The sequence below is a fragment of the Mesorhizobium sp. P170090 genome (assembly GCF_057786115.1).
In genome coordinates this window covers 4,272,771-4,294,928 of the sequence record NZ_JBYNWH010000001.1, presented here as the reverse complement: position 1 = coordinate 4,294,928, position 22,158 = coordinate 4,272,771, and the positions used below count along the sequence as shown (strand labels likewise).

The following is a 22,158-nucleotide window of genomic DNA, read 5'->3' as shown; positions in this document are numbered from 1 at the left end:
TTTCTGCTACGGACGACGGCTATGTTGCAAACTTGGGATTTGGCCGTGAAGGTGCGGAGACCCCAACGCGTCCAGAATGCGGCCCTTGGATGCGTAGACCCTCCAGAAAACGAAGGCATCTCATGCGCCGCTCTTTGTTACCGAAAAGTTCGCAACAGAATCCGTCCGATTCGAATGTGCTGATTTCCGTTCTGATGCCGCTTGAGTTCCATCGCGACCAGGCGACCATCGCGATCCGTAAATGGCGGCAGGACCAGACCCTGCAGGGCTCAGCGTTCGAACTCATACTGGTTGCCTCCCACGATGCCGATGCTGCGGATATGGATGAGATTCGCCAGTTGCTTGCGCCGCAGGACCGCCTCGTCCAGACGTCTGCCAAACATGACATCGCACAAGTTGCGGAAGCTGCGCGGCATGCCCGGGGGGATCTCCTGTTCTTCACCGAAAGTCATGTCTGGCCGACGCCAACCGTCCTCGAACAATGCCTCGACGTCTTCGCAAAGCGCCCCGAATGGGCGGGGTTCTCATGTCGAACCCATGCCAGCGCACCCAACAAACTGGCGCGTTCGGAAGCACGGATGTACGAGGCCGATATCCAGCATGGCATGACGGAGAGCTCGTGGCGCAAGATCCTCGATCAGTGCTTTGCAACGCGCCGCAAGGCCTACGGAGAAGCCGGGGGGTTTGAGGTTGACTTCGGGCATTTTTCGGAATGGCTGTTGGCTGCCCGCTACCACAAATTGGGGCTGGCCATCGGCTACGCGCCAGAAATCGAACTTGTGCATCACTACATTGGGCAATGGCCGGAACTGCGTGGCTTTACGGAGGATTTCGTCGCCGGCGAGGCACTCTGGCTTGCGCGCGGCGGACCGCGGCAGGAGCGGATAATCGAAATTCCATTCGAATGGAGCAGTCGAGGCGAACGCCGGAAAGATCTGGCGCGGCATATTCTGCAAATCGCGTGGCATCAGAGGAGACGGAAATTGCGTCCGCGGCTGCGCGATCGAGGCATGCTGCAGGTGCTCCGGCGTCATTGGGTCGCGGCCTTGCTGGGCGACCGTCTGGACACCAGCCGCGCGCGCGCAACGCTGCTCTGGCGTCACGTCGCGCTGATGCTGGCGCGGGCATTCGGTTCGGACGCGCAACTCGACAGAGTGTTTCGGCAAACGATCGCCGCACTGGTGCACGAGCGACGGCTGCGTACCTCGCCTGAAGTGCAAAAAGTCGCTGGCGAGGGTTCGCTGTGGACGCCAGATGAATTACATGCCGGGCGCGCTGCCGGGATCCATGCGGCGGAAGTCTATGACGGCGTGCCCTTTCGATGGTCGAGCGATGTCGCGTCGGCCGAACTGCAATTGCCCGCGGGGGAACATCTGGTGCAGGTCCAGACGCTGGCGCACATATTGATGAAGTCCGTCAAGCCGCTTTTTTATCTGAACGGGCAAATGCTGCCCATTGAAGCCGCCAATCTCGCCGACGGAACTTTCGTTCTGACGGTGGCGCGCGACGGCGACAATCCCACGATCCTCGGGTGGGTTAGCGAACCTCAGCAAGCGCCGCACGATAGCCGCATACTGGGGCTGCCGATTACACGGATTTCCAGGCTAGAGCATTTCTAAGAAAGTATACGCGGTTCTCCTGGGAAAGCGCACAGCGCTTTCTGAAACCAGAGAGATAGAGCATGATGTCGTCCGAAAACCGCTTCACACTTTTCGGCATCATGCTCTAGGGAATTGCGTAAAAACAAAGAAATAGAGCGGTTCGCCGTTTTTTTGAAACGGTGAGCCGCTCTAGGGAGAAACGATAGCCGAAAGGGCCGGACAGCGCAGATCTATTTCAGTTGGCGGCTTTGGCCTTGGCCTGCTCGTCCTTGAGCTTCTTGGCGAAGTCCTGGTTGTTCTTGACGACGAAATCCTGAAGTTTTTTCTGCCGATCCTCGATGTCCGACTGCTGCAGCGGCGCGCCGTCAAAGGCGCCGCTGAAGCCGGTCAAGGCAACCTTGATGGGATTTGGCTGACTCTGGAAGTTGATCGAGGTCAGCGTGATCGCCTGTCCCTTCTTGAAGGAAGCGACGAGCGCGTCGGTCAGCGGCACTTCGGCAACGCAACGGTCGGCGAAGCAAATGACATAATCCAGCTTCGTCGCCTTGCCGGCGTCTATTTGCAGGGCGATGCCGGGGGGCACCAAGCGACCTGGGGGAACCGTGACCTGGAAGACCTTGCGGTTTACCTTGCCCTTCAACTCGATCAGGCTGACCCCGGTGACGAACTGGCCGTTGCCGGCAGTGATGATGTTCTGGACATTGCAGATGTCGACATCTTCCTGCTTGGTGCAGGCCTTGAACCAACCCTGCGGAATCTGTTGCTGTGCCGAAGCGGTGGGAAGTCCGGCGCCCAGAAAGCCGACCACGCCCGCGGCCAGGACCGAAAGGCGGTATGCGTTGCTGTTCAGGCTCGTCATGTCGTGCATTTCCTCTCAAATGATCCCGGGACCGGCTTCTTCGCGCCGTGTGGTCCTGCTACCTGTTGCCGAATTGAGGCAACAGAATGACTTCGGAGCGCGTGTTACACTGCATGAGCAGCCGAATCCAGCCCGCCGCCTGCAATTCTTGGCCTCGCAATTTGGGTCGTGCGATTTGGGTTGATGTATCTGGCCGGAGCGCCGCGGCGCCATGTTAGGGTGCACTCCGAATCATCAAGCCGCCCAGTAAGGAGACGGTCATGGGCCGCATTCTTGTTTGGCTGATCGCCGCAATTTCGTTCTTCGCCTTTGCACCCGGCGTGGCGATGTCGGAACCGAAACATGCCATCGCCATGCAGGGCGAGCCGGCGCTGCCAGCCGACTACCAGCATTTCGACTACGTCAATCCCGATGCGCCCAAGGGCGGCAACATCACTTACTGCGTCGTCGGCAGCTTCGACAATCTGAACCCGTTCATCCTGAAGAGCCTGCGCACCACGGCGCGCGGCATGCAGGACCTCATTTTCGGCAATCTCGTCTTCGAGCCGTTGATGATGCGCAACTACGACGAGGCCTTCAGCCTCTATGGCCTGCTCGCAGACACAGCCGATATGGATCCCGAGCGCAAGTGGATCGAGTTCCATCTCAACCCAAAAGCGAAGTGGTCGGACGGTGAGCCGGTGACGCCGGATGACGTGCTGTTCACCTACGATGTCTTCACCGACAAGGGCCGCCCGCCCTACAGGGATCGCATGAGCCTGATCGCCAAGCTCGAAAAGACCGGCGATCACAGCGTACGCTTCACCTTCAACGACAAGGCCAATCGCGAGACCCCCTTGATCATCGCGCTAACGCCGATCATCCCAAAGCACGCCTTCAACAAGGATACCTTCGACAAGACGACGCTAAAGCCGGTGATCGGCAGCGGTCCCTACACCATCGACAAGGTGCAGCCGGGACAGCGCATCGTCTTCAAGCGCAATCCGAATTACTGGGGCAAGGACATCCCTTCCAAGCGCGGCTTCGACAATTACGACCAGATCACCATCGAGTACTTCCTCAACGCCAATGCCAAGACGGAAGCGTTCAAGAAAGGCATCTGCGCCATTTACGATGAGGGCGATCCGGTCAAGCGCGAGCGCGATATCGATTTTCCCGCCTTCCATCGCGGCGAGGTGATCGCCGAGACCTTCGACACCGGCATACCGCCCGTGGTGACCGGGTTCCTGTTCAACACCCGGCTGGAGAAGTTTTCCAATCCGGAGGTGCGGCGCGCGCTCGGCATGCTCTACGACTTCGAATGGGCCAACAAGAACCTGTTCGGCGGCAAGTACACGCGCACGATGAGCTACTGGCAGAATTCCGAACTTTCCGCGCTCGGCCATCCCGCCAGCGGCAGGGAAAAGGCGCTGCTCGCGCCCTACCCCGGCCGCGTGCCGGCCGATGTCATGGACGGCAGCTGGCGCCCGCCGGTGAATGACGGCACCGGCCAGGACCGCAAGGTGCTGAAGCTGGCGTTCGACCTGCTGAAGAGCCAGGGCTACGCCGTTAGGGACGGCGTCCTGCTGGATCCCAAGGGAAACCCGTTCGGTTTCGAGATCCTGACGGCGTCGCAGGACGAGGAACGCTTTGCCGCCATCTATCAGCGCTCGCTGGAAAAGATCGGCATCGCGGTGACCATCCGCAGCCTCGAGGCCGACCAGATCCAGTCGCGCAAGCAGCGTTTCGACTTTGAGGTTCTTGTCGGGTCGAGCGGGTTCAGCAACTCGCTGTCTCCCGGTATGGAGCAGAACCTTCGCTGGGGTTCTTCAGAGGCCAAAAGAGAAGGTTCATTCAATCTGGCCGGCGTCGCCGATCCGGCGGTCGACGCGGCGATCGACGCGATGCTGAGAGCACGGACCAAGGAAGACTATGTCGCCGCCGTGCGCGTGCTCGACCGATTGCTGATCTCCGGCAATTACATGGTGCCGATGCAGTACAACGCGCAGCAATGGCTCGCTTACTGGAATTACCTGGACCATCCCAAAAAGACGCCCATATTCGGTTATCAATGGCCGACCTGGTGGCGCAAGCCGAACTGAGCGTGGCCGAGATCGGTCTCGCTGAAACGTTCGGCTGCAGGAGATCAAGATGAGCGATGACAATTCCATTACCGTCGACGTGGTTTCCGACGTCGTCTGCCCCTGGTGCTTCGTCGGCCAGAAGCGGCTGGATAAAGCGATTGCCGCTGCCGGCGACGTTGAGGTTCATGTGCGCTGGCGGCCGTTCCAGCTCGACCCGACCATCCCGCCCGAGGGCAAGGACCGGCGCGAATACATGCTGGCCAAATTCGGCAGCGACGAGCGCATCCGTCAGATGCATGCCCGCGTAGAGCCGCTCGGCGAAGCCGAAGGCATCAATTTCGCTTTCGACGCCATCAAGGTCGCCGCCAACACGCTGGACGCGCATCGTGTCATCCGCTGGGCCGGTGCCGCCGGTGAAGCCGTGCAGAACCGGCTCGTGCGCCGGCTGTTCCAACTGTATTTCGAGAAAGGCGGCAATATTGGCGACCACGCCGTGCTGATCGATGCCGCCCGCGAGGCCGGCATGGACGCTGCCGTGGTCGAAACGCTCCTGCCGACCGATGCCGACGTCGAGGAGGTGCGCACAGAAATCGCCACGGCATCGCGGATGGGGATCACTGGCGTGCCGTGCTTCCTGCTCGAAGGCAAATACGCCGTCATGGGCGCGCAGGACGCCGACACGCTGACTGATGCCATCCGCCAAGTCGCGGCCGCAAAGGCCAAGGGCGAACTGGAAAAGGCCGGCTAGAGCCTGTTCCATCCCGATGGAAATCGGGATGGGCTCTATCTCCTTGTTTGAGCATGATCTCTGGACAAAACGGTTTCCCGTTTGTCCGAGAAAACCGGCAACCACTTTTCGGGATCATGCTCGGGTTATTTCACCGTCACCTTGGCTTTGCTGAGGAAGAAGCCATGCCCGTTGCTGCCCGTGCAGGTCAGTCCCTTGGTTGACGACTGGCAGGTAAACGGCCCTTTGCTCCAGCTGTTGCCATAGGCCAGCTTCGCGACATCGCTGCAGCAGCCCTGCTCTCCCGGATTCTTGATCAATGTCGCCGGGCCGTTCGGCCCAAGGATCACGGTGACGTAGCTGGGCTCGACGCGCGAACAGCTCAGTTCCGGACCGCCATCCTGTGGTTCGTAGGTGCTGGTGCCGCCCTTCGGCGTGTAGATGCAGCCGATGTTGCCGGACGGAGCATTGAACTCGATTTGCCCTTCGGCGCTTGCCGGAATGGTCTGGCTGACGGCATGCGCAAGAGGCAGCCAGGCAAAGAGCGTCACCATTGCGGGAACGGCTGCGCGTGCAAGCATTGGGGAGCTTCCTTGTTGGGGACCGGACATGCATCGGTGCCGACAGTGCCCGGCAAGGTTCATTCCAGTGCGCTTGATTGTCAAACGGTGTTGAGCTGCAGCTAAAAAGCGTGGGCCAACTCATGAGCAGTCGCCGTGCAGGAGCGACGATCTTGCGTGCCCAACCATGATGGCCGGTGAAATGATTCGGGCGGCCTGGGGCGATCACGGACGGCAATTTTTCGGGCGATCCGGTTAGCGCGCGGTGGGAAAACCGGCCGACGGGCAGGCCTTTTGGTCACAAAGCCGTGTATGAGCCTTCCCTCAGGGAATATATTCGCACATCTGAGCGTTCTCGCAACACATTGAAACAAAGGACAAATTTGACCCAAAGACGGCGATCTCGCAGTACCAACTGTTGCCTCATGGCAACGGCGGGTGGGCTGCTTCACATTCGCCAGGATAAAATTCATAGAAAATGATCAATTGGTGTTACTATCCGTAACAAAACTAAAAAAGGTTTGGGCGGGATTGTGATTCGGGTCGACAGACCGCGACGTTCAATATCGGCACTTTGGAACCGCGACGCCCCCGCCGGGCCGTCGCCGCCCCTGACGCCAGTATCGTCGATGCGGACCTTCTGGGGACTGATGCGGGCCTACTGGTTCTCGGACCGGTGGAGAGAGGCCTGGGCTCTCACCGTCGTCCTCGCACTCATCATAGCCCTGTCGAGCAAGGCCGACGTCTGGTTTACCGTGTTGGCGGGCGAACTGGCAGCCTCAATCGCTTTTTTCCACGACGCCGCGAATACCACGCCCCTTGAATCAGTGCTTACCAATGCCGGCCTGCTTGTGCTGCTGGTCGTGTTCAAGGACATGGGAATCATAGGGGCCTGCAAATTTGTATCGGCGACATTGCATCGCAAATGGCGCGCCTGGTTGAACGCGCGTTTCAATGCGGCGCTGCTTGATACCAACCATACTCACTACCACGCTCAGAATGGCTCGCCAGATGCGCCAGCGCCCGACAACATCGATCAGCGCGTGCAGGAATCCATCAAAGACATGGCGGGCGGCGCCATCGGGCTTGCCCAAGGTGTCTTCGGCGTCTTCACCTCACTTTATTTTGTCGGCGGCGCTTTGCTGGCGAATTCCGTGGAGGTAAAAGGCCTGGATGCCCTCGGCAGCTATGGCAGCGCCGTCCTCGCTCTGCTGGCGGTTGCCATCTACGTGCCCGTCAATACCTGGATCGCGATCAAACTCGGCGGAATGCTGGAGTGGCTCAACGTCAGGATGCAGAAGGCCGAAGGCACCTATCGCAGCGAGCTGATCACTTTGTTGCGCCGCAGTTTCCATGTGTCGGCGTCGCAAGGCGAAGACGTGCAAAAGACGATACATGGACGGCTCTATCTCGATATCGATACCACCTGGTCGAAGCTCAACATCGTCAACACCCTCTATGCGGGATTCGAATCGGTCTATAATTTCGTCGGGGCCAAAGTTGTCGCCTACGGACCTGGTCTGGTGCCGTTCATCCACAACGGCGTCGACCTCAAGGGCTACATAACCGGTTCCGAGCAGGTCAACGCGCTGATCAGCAAATGTTCCTGGTTCATCCATGTCATGCCGAGTCTCGCCACCTTGCGGGCCAACAGCCAGCGCGTCATCGAGTTGGCGCACGCCATTGAAAACGTCCAACAGCCGCAGGAATTCTACAGCCAGACCGGCCGTTCCGACTTCCACTATGCCAGCCAGAACCCGGTTTTCGGCCTGACCATCCAGAAGCTTGAACTGGCGCATCAGGGTGAAGACGCCACGCCGTTCCTGAGCGCAGCCAATCTGCGCTTTCGGCGCGGCGAGTGGGCATTCCTCAAGGGCGAATCCGGCTGCGGCAAGACTTCGCTGATCAAGGCGATCAACGGCTTGTGGCCTTATGGCCGCGGCACCATCGTCTTCCCTGACGGTGTGAGGAGCTTCTATGCCGCCCAGGAGGTCAAGCTGCAGCAGGTGTCGCTGAAGCAGCTGGTGTGCCTGCCCGGCTCCGAGGACGACTATGGCGATGCGCAGGTCGCGGCAGCCCTGCACAAGGCCGGCCTTGGCGCTTTCATCGAACACATGGCCGATGAAAGCCGCGAGGGAAAGATCTGGGACCAGCTGCTGTCCGGCGGCCAGAAGCAGAAGCTGGTTGTGGCCCGCATCGTGCTGCAGCAACCGGGACTGTTGTTCCTCGACGAAGCGACCGGCGCGCTCGATCCGGATGGCAAGATCGCCTTCCACCAGGCCATCAAGGACAACTGTCCCGATGTCACGGTGATCAGCATCATGCATGAGGCGGTGCCGCCACGTTCGGCCTCGGGCGAGGAATTCTACCATAGCGTGGTCGCGATCGCCGACGGCGTCGCCACCAAGAGGCCGCTTGTTCCGAACCTTCCGCGCGAGCTCACCACCATCCTTACGCAGCCGCGGCCGGTCGAGGACAAATGGATGCGTTTTTCACGCCGGCTGAAGCAGAAATAGCAGCCACGCCCGAAGCGCGTTCCGCCACTGGCGGCGGGGCACTCGCTCCCTCCCCTTCAATAATCATCACAGTCTCGCGATTGGGCCGGCTCCCGGCTGTTTTCCGCCACCCCCGCGATTGACTCGCCAAGATGCGCTCCTATGTTGCGCCCGCTCGCTGAATTCCAACTCGAACCCGCGAGCAGAAAGGTCACCGCGCCATGCCTGGCGACAGTAGTCGAACGCAACCGCCGTCCGCCTCGATGTGACCTCTAACGGCTCATGTCCCGCGGACGGCAAGGAGTGAGCCATGAACGAATTTACCCCCGTCGTAGCGGGCGACGATGCCGTCGCTATCGCGCGTATCCTTGCCAATGATCACGTCGCCGATGTCGTCGAGGCCCTGAACCGGGAAGCTCGCGATACCGCGATAGAACTGCTTTGCGAAATGCCGTTCGAGCGGCTGGTCGAGATCTTCGACCAGCCTGAACTCGACGGCGCCTCCGATCTGGCCGAGGCGCTGCCGCGCGCCAAGGCGTGCAAGCTCCTGACCGCCATGTCGGTCGACCGCGCCGCCGATATCCTGCGCGAACTGGACGAACCGGCGCGCTCCGAGCTGCTCGGCGGGTTGGTCCCGCCGCTGCGGGCAACGCTGCTTTCCATTCTCGGCTATCCCGAAGGCAGCGCCGCCTCATCATGACGACCGAATTCGTCAGCGTGCCGTCGGACTGGTCCGTCGGGCGCACGCTCGACTACATCCGCAAGGTGGAGCGGACGCGGGAGACCGTCTACGCCATCTACATCGTCGATCCAGACACGCATGTGCTGGTGCGCTCGACCGGCCTGCGCCGGCTGATCACCGGCGAGCCGGACGATCCGATCCTGTCGGTGGCGCCGGATCGCGCCCCGGTGACGGTGACGCCGCTGACCGATCGCGAGACACTGGCGCAGACGATCTCCAAATATGACCTGCTCGCGGTTCCCGTCGTCGACCACGGCAAGATCCTCGGCATCGTCACCATCGACGACATCATCGACACCATGATCGAGGAGACGACCGAGGACGCGCATCGTTTCGGCGGCATGGAGGCGCTCGACGAGCCCTACATGAAGATGAGCTTTCTCGCGATGATCAAGAAGCGCGGCGGCTGGCTGTGCGCGCTGTTCATCTCGGAGATGCTGACCGCCAATGCCATGCAAAGCTATGAAGGCGAACTGCAAAAAGCGATCGTGCTCACTCTGTTCATCCCGCTGATCATGAGCTCGGGCGGCAATTCCGGTTCGCAGGCGACCTCGCTCGTCATTCGCGCGCTGGCGCTGCGCGAGATCGGCCTTCGCGACTGGTGGCGGGTGGCGTTGCGCGAATTGCCCACCGGCTTCGTGCTCGGCGCCATGCTTGGCGTGGTCGGCATCTGCCGCATCGCGCTCTGGCAATATATGGGCTTCTACGATTATGGGCCGCATTGGCCGCTGGTCGCGGCGACCGTGGGGGCAGCACTCGTCGGCATCGTCACCTTCGGCTCGCCGTCGGGGTCGATGCTGCCGTTCGCGCTGAAACGGATCGGCTTCGATCCGGCGAGCGCCTCGGCGCCGTTCGTCGCCACGCTGGTCGATGTCACCGGCCTGGTGATCTATTTCTCGGTGGCGCTGGTCATCCTGCGCGGCACTTTGTTGTAATAAGCTTCAGGCCTCCCATCGCGGTGGCAACAGCGGCTGCCATGGGGGGTTTCTTCAAGATCGAGCGCGCGGGCGTCAATCGACCCGCACGCCGTTCTTCACGCGGTAGGTGGGCTTGTACATGGTGACCAGTTCCTCCGCTGCCGTCGGGTGGACGGCCATGGTGCGGTCGAAATCATCCTTGGTGACGCCGGCCTTCAGCGGAATGCCGAGCAACTGCGCCATCTCGCCGGCGTCCGGCCCGAGGATGTGCGCGCCGAGCACTTTTCGCGTGGCGCCATCGACCACCAGCTTCGTCAGCATCTTTTCGTCGCGGCCCGACAGCGTGTGCCGCATCGGCCGGAATGTGGCGCGGTAGATTTCGATATCGGAGTAGCGCTTGACGGCATCGTCCTCGGACAGCCCGACGGTGCCGATCTCCGGCTGTGAGAAGACGGCGGTCGGAATGGTGTCGTGGTCGGGCGCGGTCGGATTGCCCTTGAATGCGGTCTCGATGAAGCACATGGCTTCGTGGATCGCCACAGGCGTCAACTGCACGCGGTTGGTGACGTCGCCGATCGCCCAGATGTTGTCGATGTTGGTGCGGGAATACTGGTCGACAACGATGGCGCCGGTTATGCCGAGCTCGATACCGACGCCTTCCAGGCCCATATTCTCGGTGTTTGGGAGGCGGCCGATGGCGAGCATGACCTGGTCGATCGTCAGCACCTTGCCGCCGGTGACCAACGCATCCAGCCTGCCGTCCGGCCGTTTGCGGACCCATTCCGACACGGCGTGGCAGAGGATCTTGATCCCCTTCTTTTCCATGGTTTCGTGCAGCATGTGCCGCAGGTCCATGTCGAAGCGCGACAGTATCTCCTTGCCGCGATAGACCAGCGTGGTGTCGACGCCCAAGCCATGGAAGATATTGGCGAATTCGACGGCGATGTAGCCTCCGCCCTCGATCATGATCGCCTTCGGCAGTTGCTTGAGGTCGAAAACCTCATTGGAAAAGATGCAATGCTCGTGACCGGGCAGCGCCGGGTGCGGCGCCGGCCGGCCGCCGGTGGCGATCAGGATCTGGTCGGCGGTGACGGTGCGGTCATCGCCCAGGAGATGCACGACATGCGGGTCGACCAGCATGGCGCGCGAGTGGAACGTCTCGCCGCCGGCGCCTTTCACGTTCTTTTCGTAGATCGCTTCCAGACGGGCAATCTCGCGGTCCTTGTTGGCGACCAGCGTCGGCCAGTCGAAGCTCGCCTCCGGCACCGTCCAGCCATAGCCGGCGGAGTCGGCAAAATGCTCGGGAAATTGCGAGGCATAGACATAGAGTTTTTTCGGCACGCAGCCACGGATGACGCAGGTGCCGCCATAGCGGTATTCCTCCGCGATGCCGACACGTTTGCCGAGCGCTGCCGCTACGCGCGCCGCCCGAACCCCGCCGGAGCCGCCGCCGATGACGAAGAGATCGTAGTCGTAGCCGGCCATGCTGCTGTTCCTTGCCCCAAGAAATGTTTGAGACAGGTAGGCTGCATGAAGCCAAAAGAAAAGCCCGGTTTCCACCGGGGTTTCTGGTCCAGCGGCAAGGGTGCCGGTGGCGAAATCAGATGTCTTAGTTCTTGGGCGCTTCCGGCTGGTCACCGTCTGCGGGCGCATCGCCGTCGGCAGGTGCAGCGCCATCGGCCGGGGCAGTTGCGTTATCCGGCGCAGGCGCGGCCGGAGCAGCGGCCTTCGCGGCTGCTGCCAGCGTTTCGCCGACCTGCTGGGCGAGATCGCGCGCCAGGCCGTTCTGCCAGATGTCGGCGGCCTTGACCAGTTCGCGCGTCACGTTGGGGCCGTTGTCGAGCAGCTTCTTGCCGGCATCGGAATTGTAGAAGGCGGCGATGTCGGTGAGATCCTTCTCGGAGAAAACCTTGGCATAGGCGAGCGCTGCTTCCTTCTCCAGATCGGCACGGCGCGAGGCCAGCGCCAGTGCCTTCTCGCTGACGGTCTTGCCGATCAGCTCCTGCATATCAGGGTTCTTCTGGATGAGTTGCTGCTCGAGCGAGGCCGCCGCTTGCGGCAGGATGTTGTCGAACGAGTCGGTCGCGTGGATTGCCGTGACCGCCGCCCGTGCCGCCTTCAGATGCGATTCCGTGATCTCCTGCGAGAACGCCGGGGAAGAGAAGGCGAAAACGGCCGAAGCCGCCAGAACGGCGCAAAGATTGCGAACCCGGTTATGCAACATCATGATCGGTAGAACTCCCTGGTTTTCGGGCGGCATGGACGGTTTGGATGCCGTCGCCGCCGGCGATGATGGCCGCTGACGCCAGCCCGATGAAAAGACCATGCTCGACCACACCAGGAATGGCATGGAGAGCATTCGAAAGCGCTCTTGTATCCGGAATGCGGCCAAAAGATGCATCGAGGATAAAATGGCCGCCGTCTGTAACAAAAGGCTGGCCCCCCGTCATCCTCAATGTAACCGGGCCGGAAAGGCCGAGACTTTTGGCCGCTGCCGCGACCGCGATTTCGGTGGCGCGCAGGCCGAACCGGTTGACTTCGATCGGCAAGGGAAACTGGCCAAGGGTGTCGACCATCTTCGAGCGATCGGCAATGACGATCATGCGCTGAGATGCCGCCGCGACGATCTTCTCGCGCAGCAGCGCGCCGCCGCCTCCCTTGATCAGCGTCAGCGCCGCGTCGATCTCGTCGGCGCCGTCGACGGTAAGGTCGAGCTCCGGCGTTTCCTCAAGCGTCGACAGCGGCAAGCCAAGTTCGCGGCAAAGGGCTGCAGTGCGCTCCGACGTCGGCACGCCGATGACGGACAAGCCGGTGGCGATCTTTTCGGCCAGCAGCCGCACGAATTCGTCGGCCGTCGTCCCGGTGCCGATGCCGATGCGCATGCCGTCGCTGACATGGGCAAGGGCAGCCCGCGCGGCCTCGACTTTCAACTGCCTCGCATCCATGCTCGCCCCGGGGATTTGGCTTGGTTCTGATTTTTCTGGATGCGCGTTCCCTAGCACTTTTGCCCGCAGGGTCAAAGACTTTGGCTCGCACCGGCTTGCCTGAAAGAAGCGCAGCCGCTATCGCCTGCCTGCAATGCATCAGCCACAGGACAGGCCATGACCCAACCGATCATCGTGTTCGACCTCGACGGGACGCTGATCGACACGGCGCCGGACCTGCTCGACAGCCTCAACCACAGCCTTGCCGCCAGCGAGCTTGCCGCTGTCGATGAGGCAGGCTTCCGGCGTTTTGTCGGCCAGGGCGGACGGGTGATGATCGAGCGCGCGCATACCGCGCAGCAGAAGTCGCTGGCGGTGGAGGAGCACGACAGGCTGCTGAAGGTGTTCCTCGACCACTACACACTCAACATCCCCGGCAAGTCGCGCCCCTACCCCGGTGTCGTCGAAGCCATCGCCCGCTTCGAGAAGGCCGGCTATCTGCTCGCCATCTGCACCAACAAATATGAGGCGAATTCGAAAGCGCTGATCGGGGCGCTCGGCCTGACAAAGCATTTCGCCGCGATCGCCGGCCAGGACACGTTCGCCTTCCGCAAGCCCGACCCGCGCCATCTCACCGAAACCATCAGGCTCGCCGGCGGTGACCCGCACCATGCGCTGATGGTCGGCGATTCGCAGACCGACATCGACACGGCCAAGGCCGCCGGCATTCCGGTGGTCGCCGTCGATTTCGGCTACACCGACCGCCATGTCAGAGAATTCGAGCCGTCGGCGGTGATTTCGCATTTCGACGCGCTGACGCTCGACCTGGCGGAACGGCTGATTGCGGCGGCGGCCGGCTGAGCGAAACGGGGATTCCGCGGCAGCGCCTGTCCTCGGCTATTTCAGGCACAGAAGGCCGGCGCATCTCCTTGACTTCACGACCCTGCCTCCCTTATATCGCGGCTCGCTTGGCCTTCGGGCAACGAGCGGGCGATTAGCTCAGCGGGAGAGCACACCCTTCACACGGGTGGGGTCGCAGGTTCAATCCCTGCATCGCCCACCATCTTTCTTTCCCTGAACAGCGCACTCCAAGCCAGCACTCCTAGCAGCTGCAACTCGCCCCTTCCCCACCAAAATTCTTCTGCGCGAAGTTCAAGGCGCTTGAGTAGCTCGTGTAGCTCTGGAACTGGCAGACATCGGAGCCGTTGCGCACCTTCATCTGCTCGAGATCCCAGAACGAAACCTCGATGTGATCGTTGGCGCAATAGACCGTGTATTTTTCAGGCTCCAGCGCGTTGGCTTTCTGCAGCGGCATGGAGACGGCTGGAATGCAAAGCGCGGAAAGTGCAAGCATGACGGCGTGACGCGTGCGCATGTAAAAACCTCTGGAGTGAGAACAGCCCGTATTTGTCGCGACGATAGTGAGCGGCGCATCGCGGCTTTTTTACGCGCCCTTGTCTTCGCCCCGCTCGGGCCTTCAGTGTTTCTATATGCTGGTCCATATCTCCAATGTGTTGGCCTTGATGATCGGCACCGCACGGGCTGTCACCAGTCGGCCAGCGGCAACCGTGAGGTCGGCGGCCAGCAGTTCGGCGGCGCCACGGTCGGCGTCGTTGTAGGGGTTGTAGCGAACTTCGTTCTTGCCGGCGGCAGCGGCGACACGTTCTTCGCCAGGGTTTGGAATGCCCCAGCCCAAGGCCCGCATTTTTGCGGAAAGCGCCCCGGCGTCCTCGCGCGCCATGCCGGCGAACTGGACGTAAACCGTCTGTGGGCTCTGCTGGATACGCAGCCGGTCCTTCAGCGTGTTGAGTGCGTTGCGATCCTGCTCACCGATAACAGTCTGGCCGTCGGCTGCCGAAAGGGCGAGATCGGCAACCGCCCGGCGCGCGCCGGCAAACACAGCCAGCCAGTCCGGGCGTTCCCACAATTCAGGCGGTACCCCAAGCAGGGTCTCAAGCACGTTGCGGCGCCCCGCCGGTGTCAGCCCGCTTATGCTTTGCAGGCCGGCCATCTCGACGAGAGCCGCGACGATCTTCTGCCGTTCGACCACCGGAAGGTCTGCGTCTTCGAGGACGGCAATCAGGTCACCGCGCAGTGCATCATTTGCGCCGTCGAGCAGCTTGACGCGAGCCGCCAGTTCGTCGGCCGCGGTTCCATTGGGGCCGCGGTTCTTCAGTGAATCCGTCCATTCGATGAGAGGGTCGAAATTGAGGCTCGTGAGCCTTTCAAGCTCGGCAACCGGGAGCCGATACTGCTCGACGTTGAACGCCCCCGTAGCGTCGGCTGGAATGAAGAACGCATCGACCTCAAATTCCGGCTCCCTCACCTCTCCCTTCACGGCCGCCGACACCGAGGACACCGCGAGCTTCCAATAGGCATAAGGGACCGGCACGCCGTCGACCGGCTGGTCCGCGGGCCGGAAGACAGGACCACTGAAGATGGTCACCCGATTGGCGAGCGGATTGTGCTGCGAGCGAACCCAGTTTTCGAGCGGCACCCATCGGCTGCCGTAGAAAGTACGCGGCTGCGGCATCGTGTTTGGCAGGAAAGAGGCATACTGCGCCAGCTTGAGCGCCGCCGTTGCCGGATCGCCGGCGAACTCCGGACCCCAGGCGATGTCGCTGGCACTTGCAAATCGCGCCGCCAGCCAGGGCCGGTCCGCGCGAAAGTACCAGTTGGGACGAGGCTGGTAGTCGACCGACAATCGGCTGTCGGGTTTCAGTCTGCTGGCGGTGAATTGCAGCGGCAACCTCTGCGACCGATCCAGGTTGACGGCCGAATAGATGGCCATGCGATGAGTTCGGCCCATGACCAGCGAGTAGTTGATGTAATCAAGCGGCGGCGCCACGGCGTCGTTGGCCAGGTCGTCGGTTATCCTGGGCAAGCCGATCGTGGCCCCTATGAAATCGACCTTGTATCCCGAAAGAACGTTAGGCTGTTTGTCTATGTCTTTGCCAAGCAGCGGTTCAAGCGCGGCGCGCAGCGGCGCCGGCAATTGGTCGAGCGCGACCTCGCCGCTTTTGACCTGCCCGGCCAGCTCGACCAGCACCCCCTGTCGCAAATCGGGCGCCAACTTGTCCAGGGACACGCTGCCGAGTTTGAGCTGTTCGACCACAAGCAAGATCGCGGATCGCAAAGTGGCCTGCGTGGCTTGCTGCTCGGCCAGCGTCTTGGCGGCGTCTTCCGCCTTCTTCTCGGCAACGGCAAGTGCAGCCTCGGCTCGCTGGCGTGCGTCTTCCGTCTTTTCAAGGGCGGTGGAAAGCTTTCCATTGAGCTTTGCGACCTCACTCGCCGTCGTCTCGGCATCCTTGCGCGCGTCAACAGCGTCATTTCTCTGGACGTAGGCGAAATAGGTGGTTGCCCCAAGGATCGCGGCCAGGATGGCAAACAGCGCGATCAATATATTCTTGCTGCGATCGCGCTGCTTCTGGCTGTCGGTCTCCGCCTTGGCGCTCGCCTCGACGAACTCGGCGATGTCCGGCCCCTGCGGCAGCTCCGCCGCCTCCTTCAGCGCTTCGCCGCGCAGGAGATAGCCGGGATAGCCGGTGTTCTTCCATTGCCGCGCCTGGGCGGCCACACGAATGCGAAAGCGCTCGGTCAGCTCGTCCGAACTCAGTTCGTCGTCCGATGCGAAGCCGTCGCCGGATTCGGCACCGTCTTTGCTCGCGACGGCCATTGATTCAGGAACGGCGATGGCGACCGTTCCTGAATCGTTGATTTCACGCGATGCCGATTCGGAGTCAACCGCGACGGCAATTGGCTCTGTTGTTTCGAGCCCACCGCCACCTGCGAAAGACGCGAGCCGCGCCGGGCTGACGTCGGCTGAGGTGATGCCCGGCCGCGTGACCAGTTCGGCGGACCAATAATCGAGTATGCGCTGCGCCGCGCGCCGGTCGGATTCCCGCGCGATGGTGCTGCCGGCGCGCCGTGCCTTGGCCAGGAAGTCGCGGATGGCCTGCGCATCGGGGGCCGTGTTGTCGATGCTGGCTTCCGTCGTCTCGGCGCCGGCCTTGTCGCTGCGGCTCATCGATGGGTCGACGGCTTCATTGCTGCTGGCGATGCGCATCAGCTCGAGATGTGCGATCCGGATGTCGCTCAGCGAAATAAAATCGGCCGGAGTTTCGGTCTCCGTGCCTGTCGCAAGTTCATCGCTCATGGCCCCAGGTCCTCAATGATCTTATGCAAAGGCGTGCTGACGCGGACGATCGAGGCGCATTCCGTTTTCAGCGCCAGATCGACCTGGACGAAGCGTTGCTGGGCCTCGTCCCGATAGGCTTCGAAGGCAAGAATGAAGGCGGTATCGACGGTCTCGCGCGATAGCTGGTCGTTGACGTCGGTGGAGTAGTCGACGAGCGTCGTTCGCCAGGCGCCATTGGGATCGAGATCGGCAAGAACCTTGACCTTCACTTCCAGGTTTCGCCACAGCGGCGAAAACTGGAACGGCAGCGACTTGTCCGCCGCGGCGCCCTCTTCTATCGGCTCGATCATGTCGGTGAGGCTGGCCAGCTTGTTGTCGACGTCCTGCCAGAGCTTATGCTCGACGACGCGCGCATAGATGGTCGACGACAGCACCATGATCGCATCATGCGCAGCCTTTATCAAAGGAACATCCGGGGCACCTGCTGGAAGCTTGCCGGCTATCGTGTCGAGACCGGTGGCAAGAAGCCCGAACGGCAGATTCTTCGCGGTAACGAAAATCTGCTGGTTGAGCCGCGAAGGCACGACGCGCAGCACGGTGCGCACGTCAAACAGCGCGTCGTAGGCGTCCGGAGACTTGTTATCGATGGCAGCCTGCAACTTGATCGCAGCCGCCTTGAGGTCGTCGAGCCAGGCCTGCTCGATATCGTGAAGCGCCGGCCCCGCCGGCAGCTCCATGACCGACTCTCCGATCGAGACACAGAAGAGCTTCAATATTTTGAGGAAATTGCGCAGGACGCGGACCTGTTCCAGGTCGGCCCCCATGTCGCGGGCGGCGACCAGCAAGGTCTGGAAGCTGCCGATGCCATATTGGAAGCTCTGCAGGTGGTCATGCAGGTCCTTGTAGGTCTTGAGGACATCGATCTGGCTGGCGACGGTGGTGAGGCCATCGCCAGCGGCGAGTTGCGCCTGAATGTCCTTGGGCTGCTGGTTGACGGCGTTGAAGCCTGCGAGCGCGGTGTTGACCCGATCGTCGGTGGTCAGGCCAGGCAGTTCGGGCGTCGGTTTCTCGCCCGCGGCAAGTTCATCCAGATAGGCTTTGCATATTGCGGCGCATTGCGGATTTTGCCGAACGACAGTGTTCATCAGCGGCTGCGACAGCTTCTTGGTCAAGGCATAGTCGAGGATGTTGAACCAGACTGTGAGCGCCGCGCCCTGGAGGTTGATGGCGCCAGCGACGATCCCAGCGTCCTTGGTTACCTGCAACCAATCGGGAGGCAATGGGTAGAGATCAGCCAGTTGAAGCCTGAGGTCGAAATAGGCGCTGATCTCTGAACTCCCTGGTGTTTGGTGTGTGGCGTTATAAACCGTCACATCCGAAAAAATTTACATGCCGTAGTCCCAAATCGCCGCGCATCGAGCTGCGCCATCGGTCTGCATAGCTCACCATCTACACAGGCTTGGCCGCGAGGTCTTGGATGATGGTGTCGATCGCAATGCCTTCGTTGCGATAATATGTGCTTTTGGTAGGCGCGTTGGGCTCGGTGAGCCAGCCTCCGCTGTGATGCAGCGCAATCAGGTTCCAGTCGGTGTCGAAGACCGGCGAGCCCGACGAACCCGGCAGTGTGTCGGTGAGATACTGGACGCGGCCGCCGCCGACGAAGGCCACGACATTGGCGACGAACGAAATCTGTTTCTGCGCACCGCCGGGATGCTGGATGATGTTGACATGGTCGCCGGCCTTGACGGTCATGGGTTTCAATTCCAACTCGCCCCATTTGGAGGCATCGCCCTTGATGCGGACGGCGGACCAATCATTGTCCTTGGAGGTACGAAGAGGCACGGCGGTGTCGATGTCGAACTGATCGAGCGGCGCGTCGAGCCCGGCAACGGTGCGCTGATAGTTGAACTGGACCACCGTGCCGGCCAATGAGGCATCGTCAGGCAACACATGGTTGTTGGTGATCAGGATCCCGCCGGTGGTCATGAAGCCGGTGCCGGAGCTGCCATCCGCACGCTTAATGCGCACCACCGATCTTGCCCTGACAAGGCCGAGTTCGAGATAGCTGATCGGCACCAGCGTGCTCTTGTCGCCAAGGATTTTTTCGAGCTGGGCCGGCGCCGTCGCGCCGCTCCAATTGGCGGTCGCGGGGCCTTCGACCGGCGGCGGCGGGGCGTGCTGCTTTGCCTGCAGCAGTGCCTGGTCGCCGGGATTCTCTTCGAGTGCAAAGGCGACGAGGTCGTCGGCCCTGGTCTCCTGCTTTGCGCGCTGGACAATCGCAAACCAGTTGTTGATCGCCTTGTTGTCAAAGGCGATCTGGGCCGTCGAAAGACCGACACCTTTGGCAACACGCACGCCGTCGCCGATCATCGGGTAGAGGTTGGCGAGGATGCGGTTGAGACTGTTCAGTTCGGATTGCGTCCATTCGGTCATGGGATTCCCTCCGACCCTAAGCCTTCTTCTTCCGCTTGCGTGATCCCGCCCGCATCGCAATTTCGGTGCCGCGAACCGTTTCGTACTGGTCGGCGTCGATCAGCGACTGGTCGAAGCTGACGCCGGTCATTTCGGAGATTTCGGTCAGCGGGTACATGGCGCCGATGAACTCGTCGGAGACGGCAAACTCCAGCTCCGTGTCCGAAAGATCCTGTTCGAGCACGAAGCCATAACTGGCGATGCCGTCACTGACGCGGGCGACCACCACCTTCCAGAAGCGGCGCGGCACTAGCGCGCGAAGACTGGTGCCTTTGGGACCCTTGCCGGCAAAGGTCCGGTCGTCTTTGGCGAGGACCGGCCCGGCGAAGACGCAAAGCCGCTCGCTCGCCGCCTCCGACAGGACGTGGTTCTCAAGATCGCCCCAGTTCTTCTCGCCGCTGTCGGAGCGGTTGTAGCCTTCGACCTGGGGCGAGCAGTTGGTGACATGGAAGGAGCAGACATTGCCCCTGAGCAGCAGCTCGAAGGTGCTGCCCCAGGCCACGTCATCGCGCCTGACGATATGGCCCTTGTCGAAGGCGCCCTGATCCTGGGTGTAGAAGACGTCGGGGATCTGGTACTTGTCGTCAAGCCGCAGATCCGGGAACCAGCGCTCGCTGAACAGGCCGCCGCGCGAATAGTTGCGGCCCTTTTCCGGCTCGCGCAGATTGCTCTCCTCGGTGACGTTGGAGGCGGTGAACAGCGCCAGCCGCCGCTTGGCGTGCATCTTGAGCGAAAAATTCTGGTAGTCGAGTTGCGTGCCGCCGGCCTTGAGCGGCGCCAGCACTGAGAGGTCGGTGGCCTCAGGCATCGGCACAACGACCGGCGCGAGTTTAGTGCCGCCAGAGAGAAATTTCTCGTCGTAGCCCTTATAGCCGGCATAGTCCGCGACCGTTTTGGGAACGAATGCGCCGCCTGGAGGGGTCGGCTTGGCCGCTTCGAGTTCGACCGATTCCGTGACCGCTTCATGGGCAGGCGTTGCGCCGAGCGAGACGGTGATGCGCAACGGCACTTCGAAGGTGACGCTGCCGCCCGGCGAAACGACGACGCCTCCGGATGAAGGCGTCTGGGTGGCGACGCCCGGGATCTGCTTGACGCCGCCGACTTCAACCAGGTTTACGCCCTCGGCCGGCGACCCAGTGTCCGCCTTGTTCCACCATGCGCCCCAATCGTTGGGGCCGCCGCTGGCAGCGCCGGCGAAATTGAGGCCGAGATCGACGACACGCTGGTCGTTGGCGAGCGCGCCGGTGGGCACGGCGTAGTTCCGCTCGAGATAGCGGCCGGCGAAATGCAGCGCCACGACCTCGCCGGTGGCGAGGTTGATCATGGCGGTGCCGGAGTTGCCGCCAGTGGTCGAGCAATCATGTGTCGCCGCGCTGACGATCTTGCCGAAACTCTCCGTATCGAAGCCGCCCTGCAGCATGCCCGGTTGCAGGCGCTTGACCTGGAAACGATTGCGCATGAGCTCGTTCTGGACATCGACCGCGTTGCGATTGTCGAACGCGGGATAGCCGATGGCGACGACTTCCTGGCGCAGCATATCGCGCGCGTCGGCGACCGCGAGCGACAGCGGCGTGATGTTGTCGGGCAGGCCTTCGACTTCGAGGATCGCCATGTCCCAATAGGGATGGATCATCCGGACATTGCGGATCTTGAAGACGTTTCCTGCCGCCGAATCGCGCTTGAAGTCGATGCCGGCGGCGCGGCCGTTGATGAATTGCAGATTGCGGTCGCCAAGGCCGTCCGCAAATATCTGCGCCACATGACGGTTGGTCATCAGCAGGTTGCGGCCGACGACGAAGCCCGTGCCGCCGTAAGGGATATTGGTGTCCCACAACAGTTCGATACGCCCGATCGCCGGCAGGGCGGCTTCGATGCGCTGCTTCAATGCGGCCTCGCTGGTAAGCTTGGTCCACAGCGAGTGGCCCGGTGTCGGAGCGCCGTCGAAAGTCAGCGTCGTAAAGGTGCCATCCTTGATGTCATAGACCGGCCGCAACTCCGGGATGATTATGGCTTCCAGATCGGAAAGCTGCTCGGGCGCGACTTCGGCGCCCCGCGCGAGGCTCTCCATGCCAGCGCGCGCCGATTCAAACGCCGCCTCCGCCTTGCCGGCTTCCGCAGGCGCAAGGGATTCCAGAGCGCCGCCTGCCATCGTCTCCACGTTGCCGAGGACTGATTCAGTCCCCTCGCCCCCGGTGACGAGATCGAGATATTGACGGATTCGCTGCTCTCTGCTGACCGGCATAGTCGCCCTCAAAGGTTCTGTCGAAGAAAAGAAATGTATTGCCCCATTTTAGACTGGTGCAATTCTGACTGGCAGGCAAGGAAACAAATCAACTCGCGTCGAAGATGACCGGAGTGCAACGTCGGCATGTCTCTTTGCCGCAGTCGCTCGCGCGATATATGACGCTCGCATTATTTCAGCGATGCTGTATGTGATCTCCGTCACAGACGCTCACGCTGTTTGCGCCCACCTATCGCAACGGGTGGAAGGGCCATTGCGGCCGCTCGGTTTTACAGAAATTTTATCACCTATCCATTTTTATCAGTTGGCGCCTGCACGCGCGGCTCCTCTCGCCGCGCGTGCAGGCGGCTTTCCGCCCGGCACGAGCCAGGCACTGGGCGCGACCACTGCGCCAAGCCTTTACAAGGCGTAATCGCAA

General features: G+C 61.7%; 15 protein-coding genes, 1 tRNA gene and 1 pseudogene. 7 read left to right on the top strand and 10 right to left on the bottom strand.

Annotated features, from left to right (window positions below; translation table 11 throughout):
- Positions 1-122: 122 nt before the first annotated feature.
- Positions 123-1,619 (top strand): glycosyltransferase family protein, encoded by a 1,497-nt coding sequence (locus AC3EML_RS20780; RefSeq protein WP_352520365.1) that lies wholly within the window; start codon positions 123-125, stop codon positions 1,617-1,619.
- Between the two features lie 217 nt (positions 1,620-1,836).
- On the opposite strand, the gene AC3EML_RS20775 is transcribed toward AC3EML_RS20780, so the two are convergent.
- A complete protein-coding gene (locus AC3EML_RS20775; RefSeq protein WP_023668972.1) occupies positions 1,837-2,460 on the bottom strand; it encodes an invasion associated locus B family protein in 624 nt (207 codons plus the stop codon).
- Between the two features lie 260 nt (positions 2,461-2,720).
- Between AC3EML_RS20775 and AC3EML_RS20770 the strand changes: the two genes are divergently transcribed.
- Both AC3EML_RS20770 and AC3EML_RS20765 read left to right on the top strand, forming a co-directional pair.
- Complete coding sequence (locus tag AC3EML_RS20770; RefSeq protein WP_352520364.1) at positions 2,721-4,541, top strand: extracellular solute-binding protein; 1,821 nt, start codon at positions 2,721-2,723, stop codon at positions 4,539-4,541.
- A gap of 49 nt (positions 4,542-4,590) precedes the next feature.
- The gene (locus tag AC3EML_RS20765) at positions 4,591-5,271 is read left to right on the top strand and encodes a DsbA family oxidoreductase (RefSeq protein WP_023726576.1); all 681 of its coding nucleotides are present in this window, start codon (positions 4,591-4,593) and stop codon (positions 5,269-5,271) included.
- Positions 5,272-5,396: 125 nt separating this feature from the next.
- Here AC3EML_RS20765 and AC3EML_RS20760 read toward each other — a convergent pair whose 3' ends face one another.
- Positions 5,397-5,831 (bottom strand): hypothetical protein, encoded by a 435-nt coding sequence (locus AC3EML_RS20760; RefSeq protein ID WP_023682515.1) that lies wholly within the window; start codon positions 5,829-5,831, stop codon positions 5,397-5,399.
- Positions 5,832-6,439: 608 nt separating this feature from the next.
- Between AC3EML_RS20760 and AC3EML_RS20755 the strand changes: the two genes are divergently transcribed.
- Entirely contained in the window at positions 6,440-8,326 is a 1,887-nt protein-coding gene (locus AC3EML_RS20755; RefSeq protein ID WP_352520363.1) for an ABC transporter ATP-binding protein/permease, read from the top strand.
- Between the two features lie 289 nt (positions 8,327-8,615).
- A pseudogene (mgtE, locus tag AC3EML_RS20750) lies at positions 8,616-9,982 on the top strand (magnesium transporter).
- Positions 9,983-10,057: 75 nt separating this feature from the next.
- On the opposite strand, the gene gor reads toward mgtE, so the two are convergent.
- The 3 genes from gor to rpiA all read right to left on the bottom strand — a co-directional run bounded on the left by gor (position 10,058) and on the right by rpiA (position 12,909).
- Positions 10,058-11,449: a glutathione-disulfide reductase gene (gene gor / locus AC3EML_RS20745; protein ID WP_352520362.1), complete on the bottom strand. Its 1,392-nt coding sequence runs from the start codon at positions 11,447-11,449 to the stop codon at positions 10,058-10,060.
- A gap of 124 nt (positions 11,450-11,573) precedes the next feature.
- Positions 11,574-12,191, bottom strand: coding sequence for a DUF2059 domain-containing protein (locus tag AC3EML_RS20740; protein ID WP_023668979.1), 618 nt, complete (start codon positions 12,189-12,191; stop codon positions 11,574-11,576).
- Positions 12,178-12,909 (bottom strand): ribose-5-phosphate isomerase RpiA, encoded by a 732-nt coding sequence (gene rpiA / locus AC3EML_RS20735; RefSeq protein WP_352520361.1) that lies wholly within the window; start codon positions 12,907-12,909, stop codon positions 12,178-12,180. Before rpiA ends, AC3EML_RS20740 begins: the two co-directional genes overlap by 14 nt.
- 156 nt (positions 12,910-13,065) lie before the next feature.
- Between rpiA and AC3EML_RS20730 the strand changes: the two genes are divergently transcribed.
- Together AC3EML_RS20730 and AC3EML_RS20725 are read left to right on the top strand one after the other, a co-directional pair.
- Positions 13,066-13,749: a phosphoglycolate phosphatase gene (locus AC3EML_RS20730; protein ID WP_352520360.1), complete on the top strand. Its 684-nt coding sequence runs from the start codon at positions 13,066-13,068 to the stop codon at positions 13,747-13,749.
- Between the two features lie 127 nt (positions 13,750-13,876).
- A tRNA-Val gene (locus AC3EML_RS20725) sits at positions 13,877-13,951 on the top strand.
- 39 nt (positions 13,952-13,990) lie between these two features.
- Here AC3EML_RS20725 and AC3EML_RS20720 read toward each other — a convergent pair.
- From AC3EML_RS20720 to AC3EML_RS20700, 5 genes are all read right to left on the bottom strand, one after another.
- Positions 13,991-14,263 (bottom strand): hypothetical protein, encoded by a 273-nt coding sequence (locus AC3EML_RS20720; protein ID WP_023696133.1) that lies wholly within the window; start codon positions 14,261-14,263, stop codon positions 13,991-13,993.
- 111 nt (positions 14,264-14,374) lie between these two features.
- Complete coding sequence (locus AC3EML_RS20715) at positions 14,375-17,044, bottom strand: DNA/RNA non-specific endonuclease (protein WP_352520359.1); 2,670 nt, start codon at positions 17,042-17,044, stop codon at positions 14,375-14,377.
- Positions 17,041-18,306, bottom strand: coding sequence for a hypothetical protein (locus tag AC3EML_RS20710; RefSeq protein WP_156940988.1), 1,266 nt, complete (start codon positions 18,304-18,306; stop codon positions 17,041-17,043). Before AC3EML_RS20710 ends, AC3EML_RS20715 begins: the two co-directional genes overlap by 4 nt.
- Before the next feature lie 169 nt (positions 18,307-18,475).
- On the bottom strand, positions 18,476-19,459 hold the full coding sequence (locus tag AC3EML_RS20705; protein WP_352497393.1) for a trypsin-like peptidase domain-containing protein: 984 nt from the start codon (positions 19,457-19,459) through the stop codon (positions 18,476-18,478).
- A gap of 16 nt (positions 19,460-19,475) precedes the next feature.
- Positions 19,476-21,740, bottom strand: a complete 2,265-nt coding sequence (locus tag AC3EML_RS20700; protein ID WP_352520358.1) for a DNA/RNA non-specific endonuclease — start codon at positions 21,738-21,740, stop codon at positions 19,476-19,478.
- Positions 21,741-22,158: the final 418 nt, after the last annotated feature.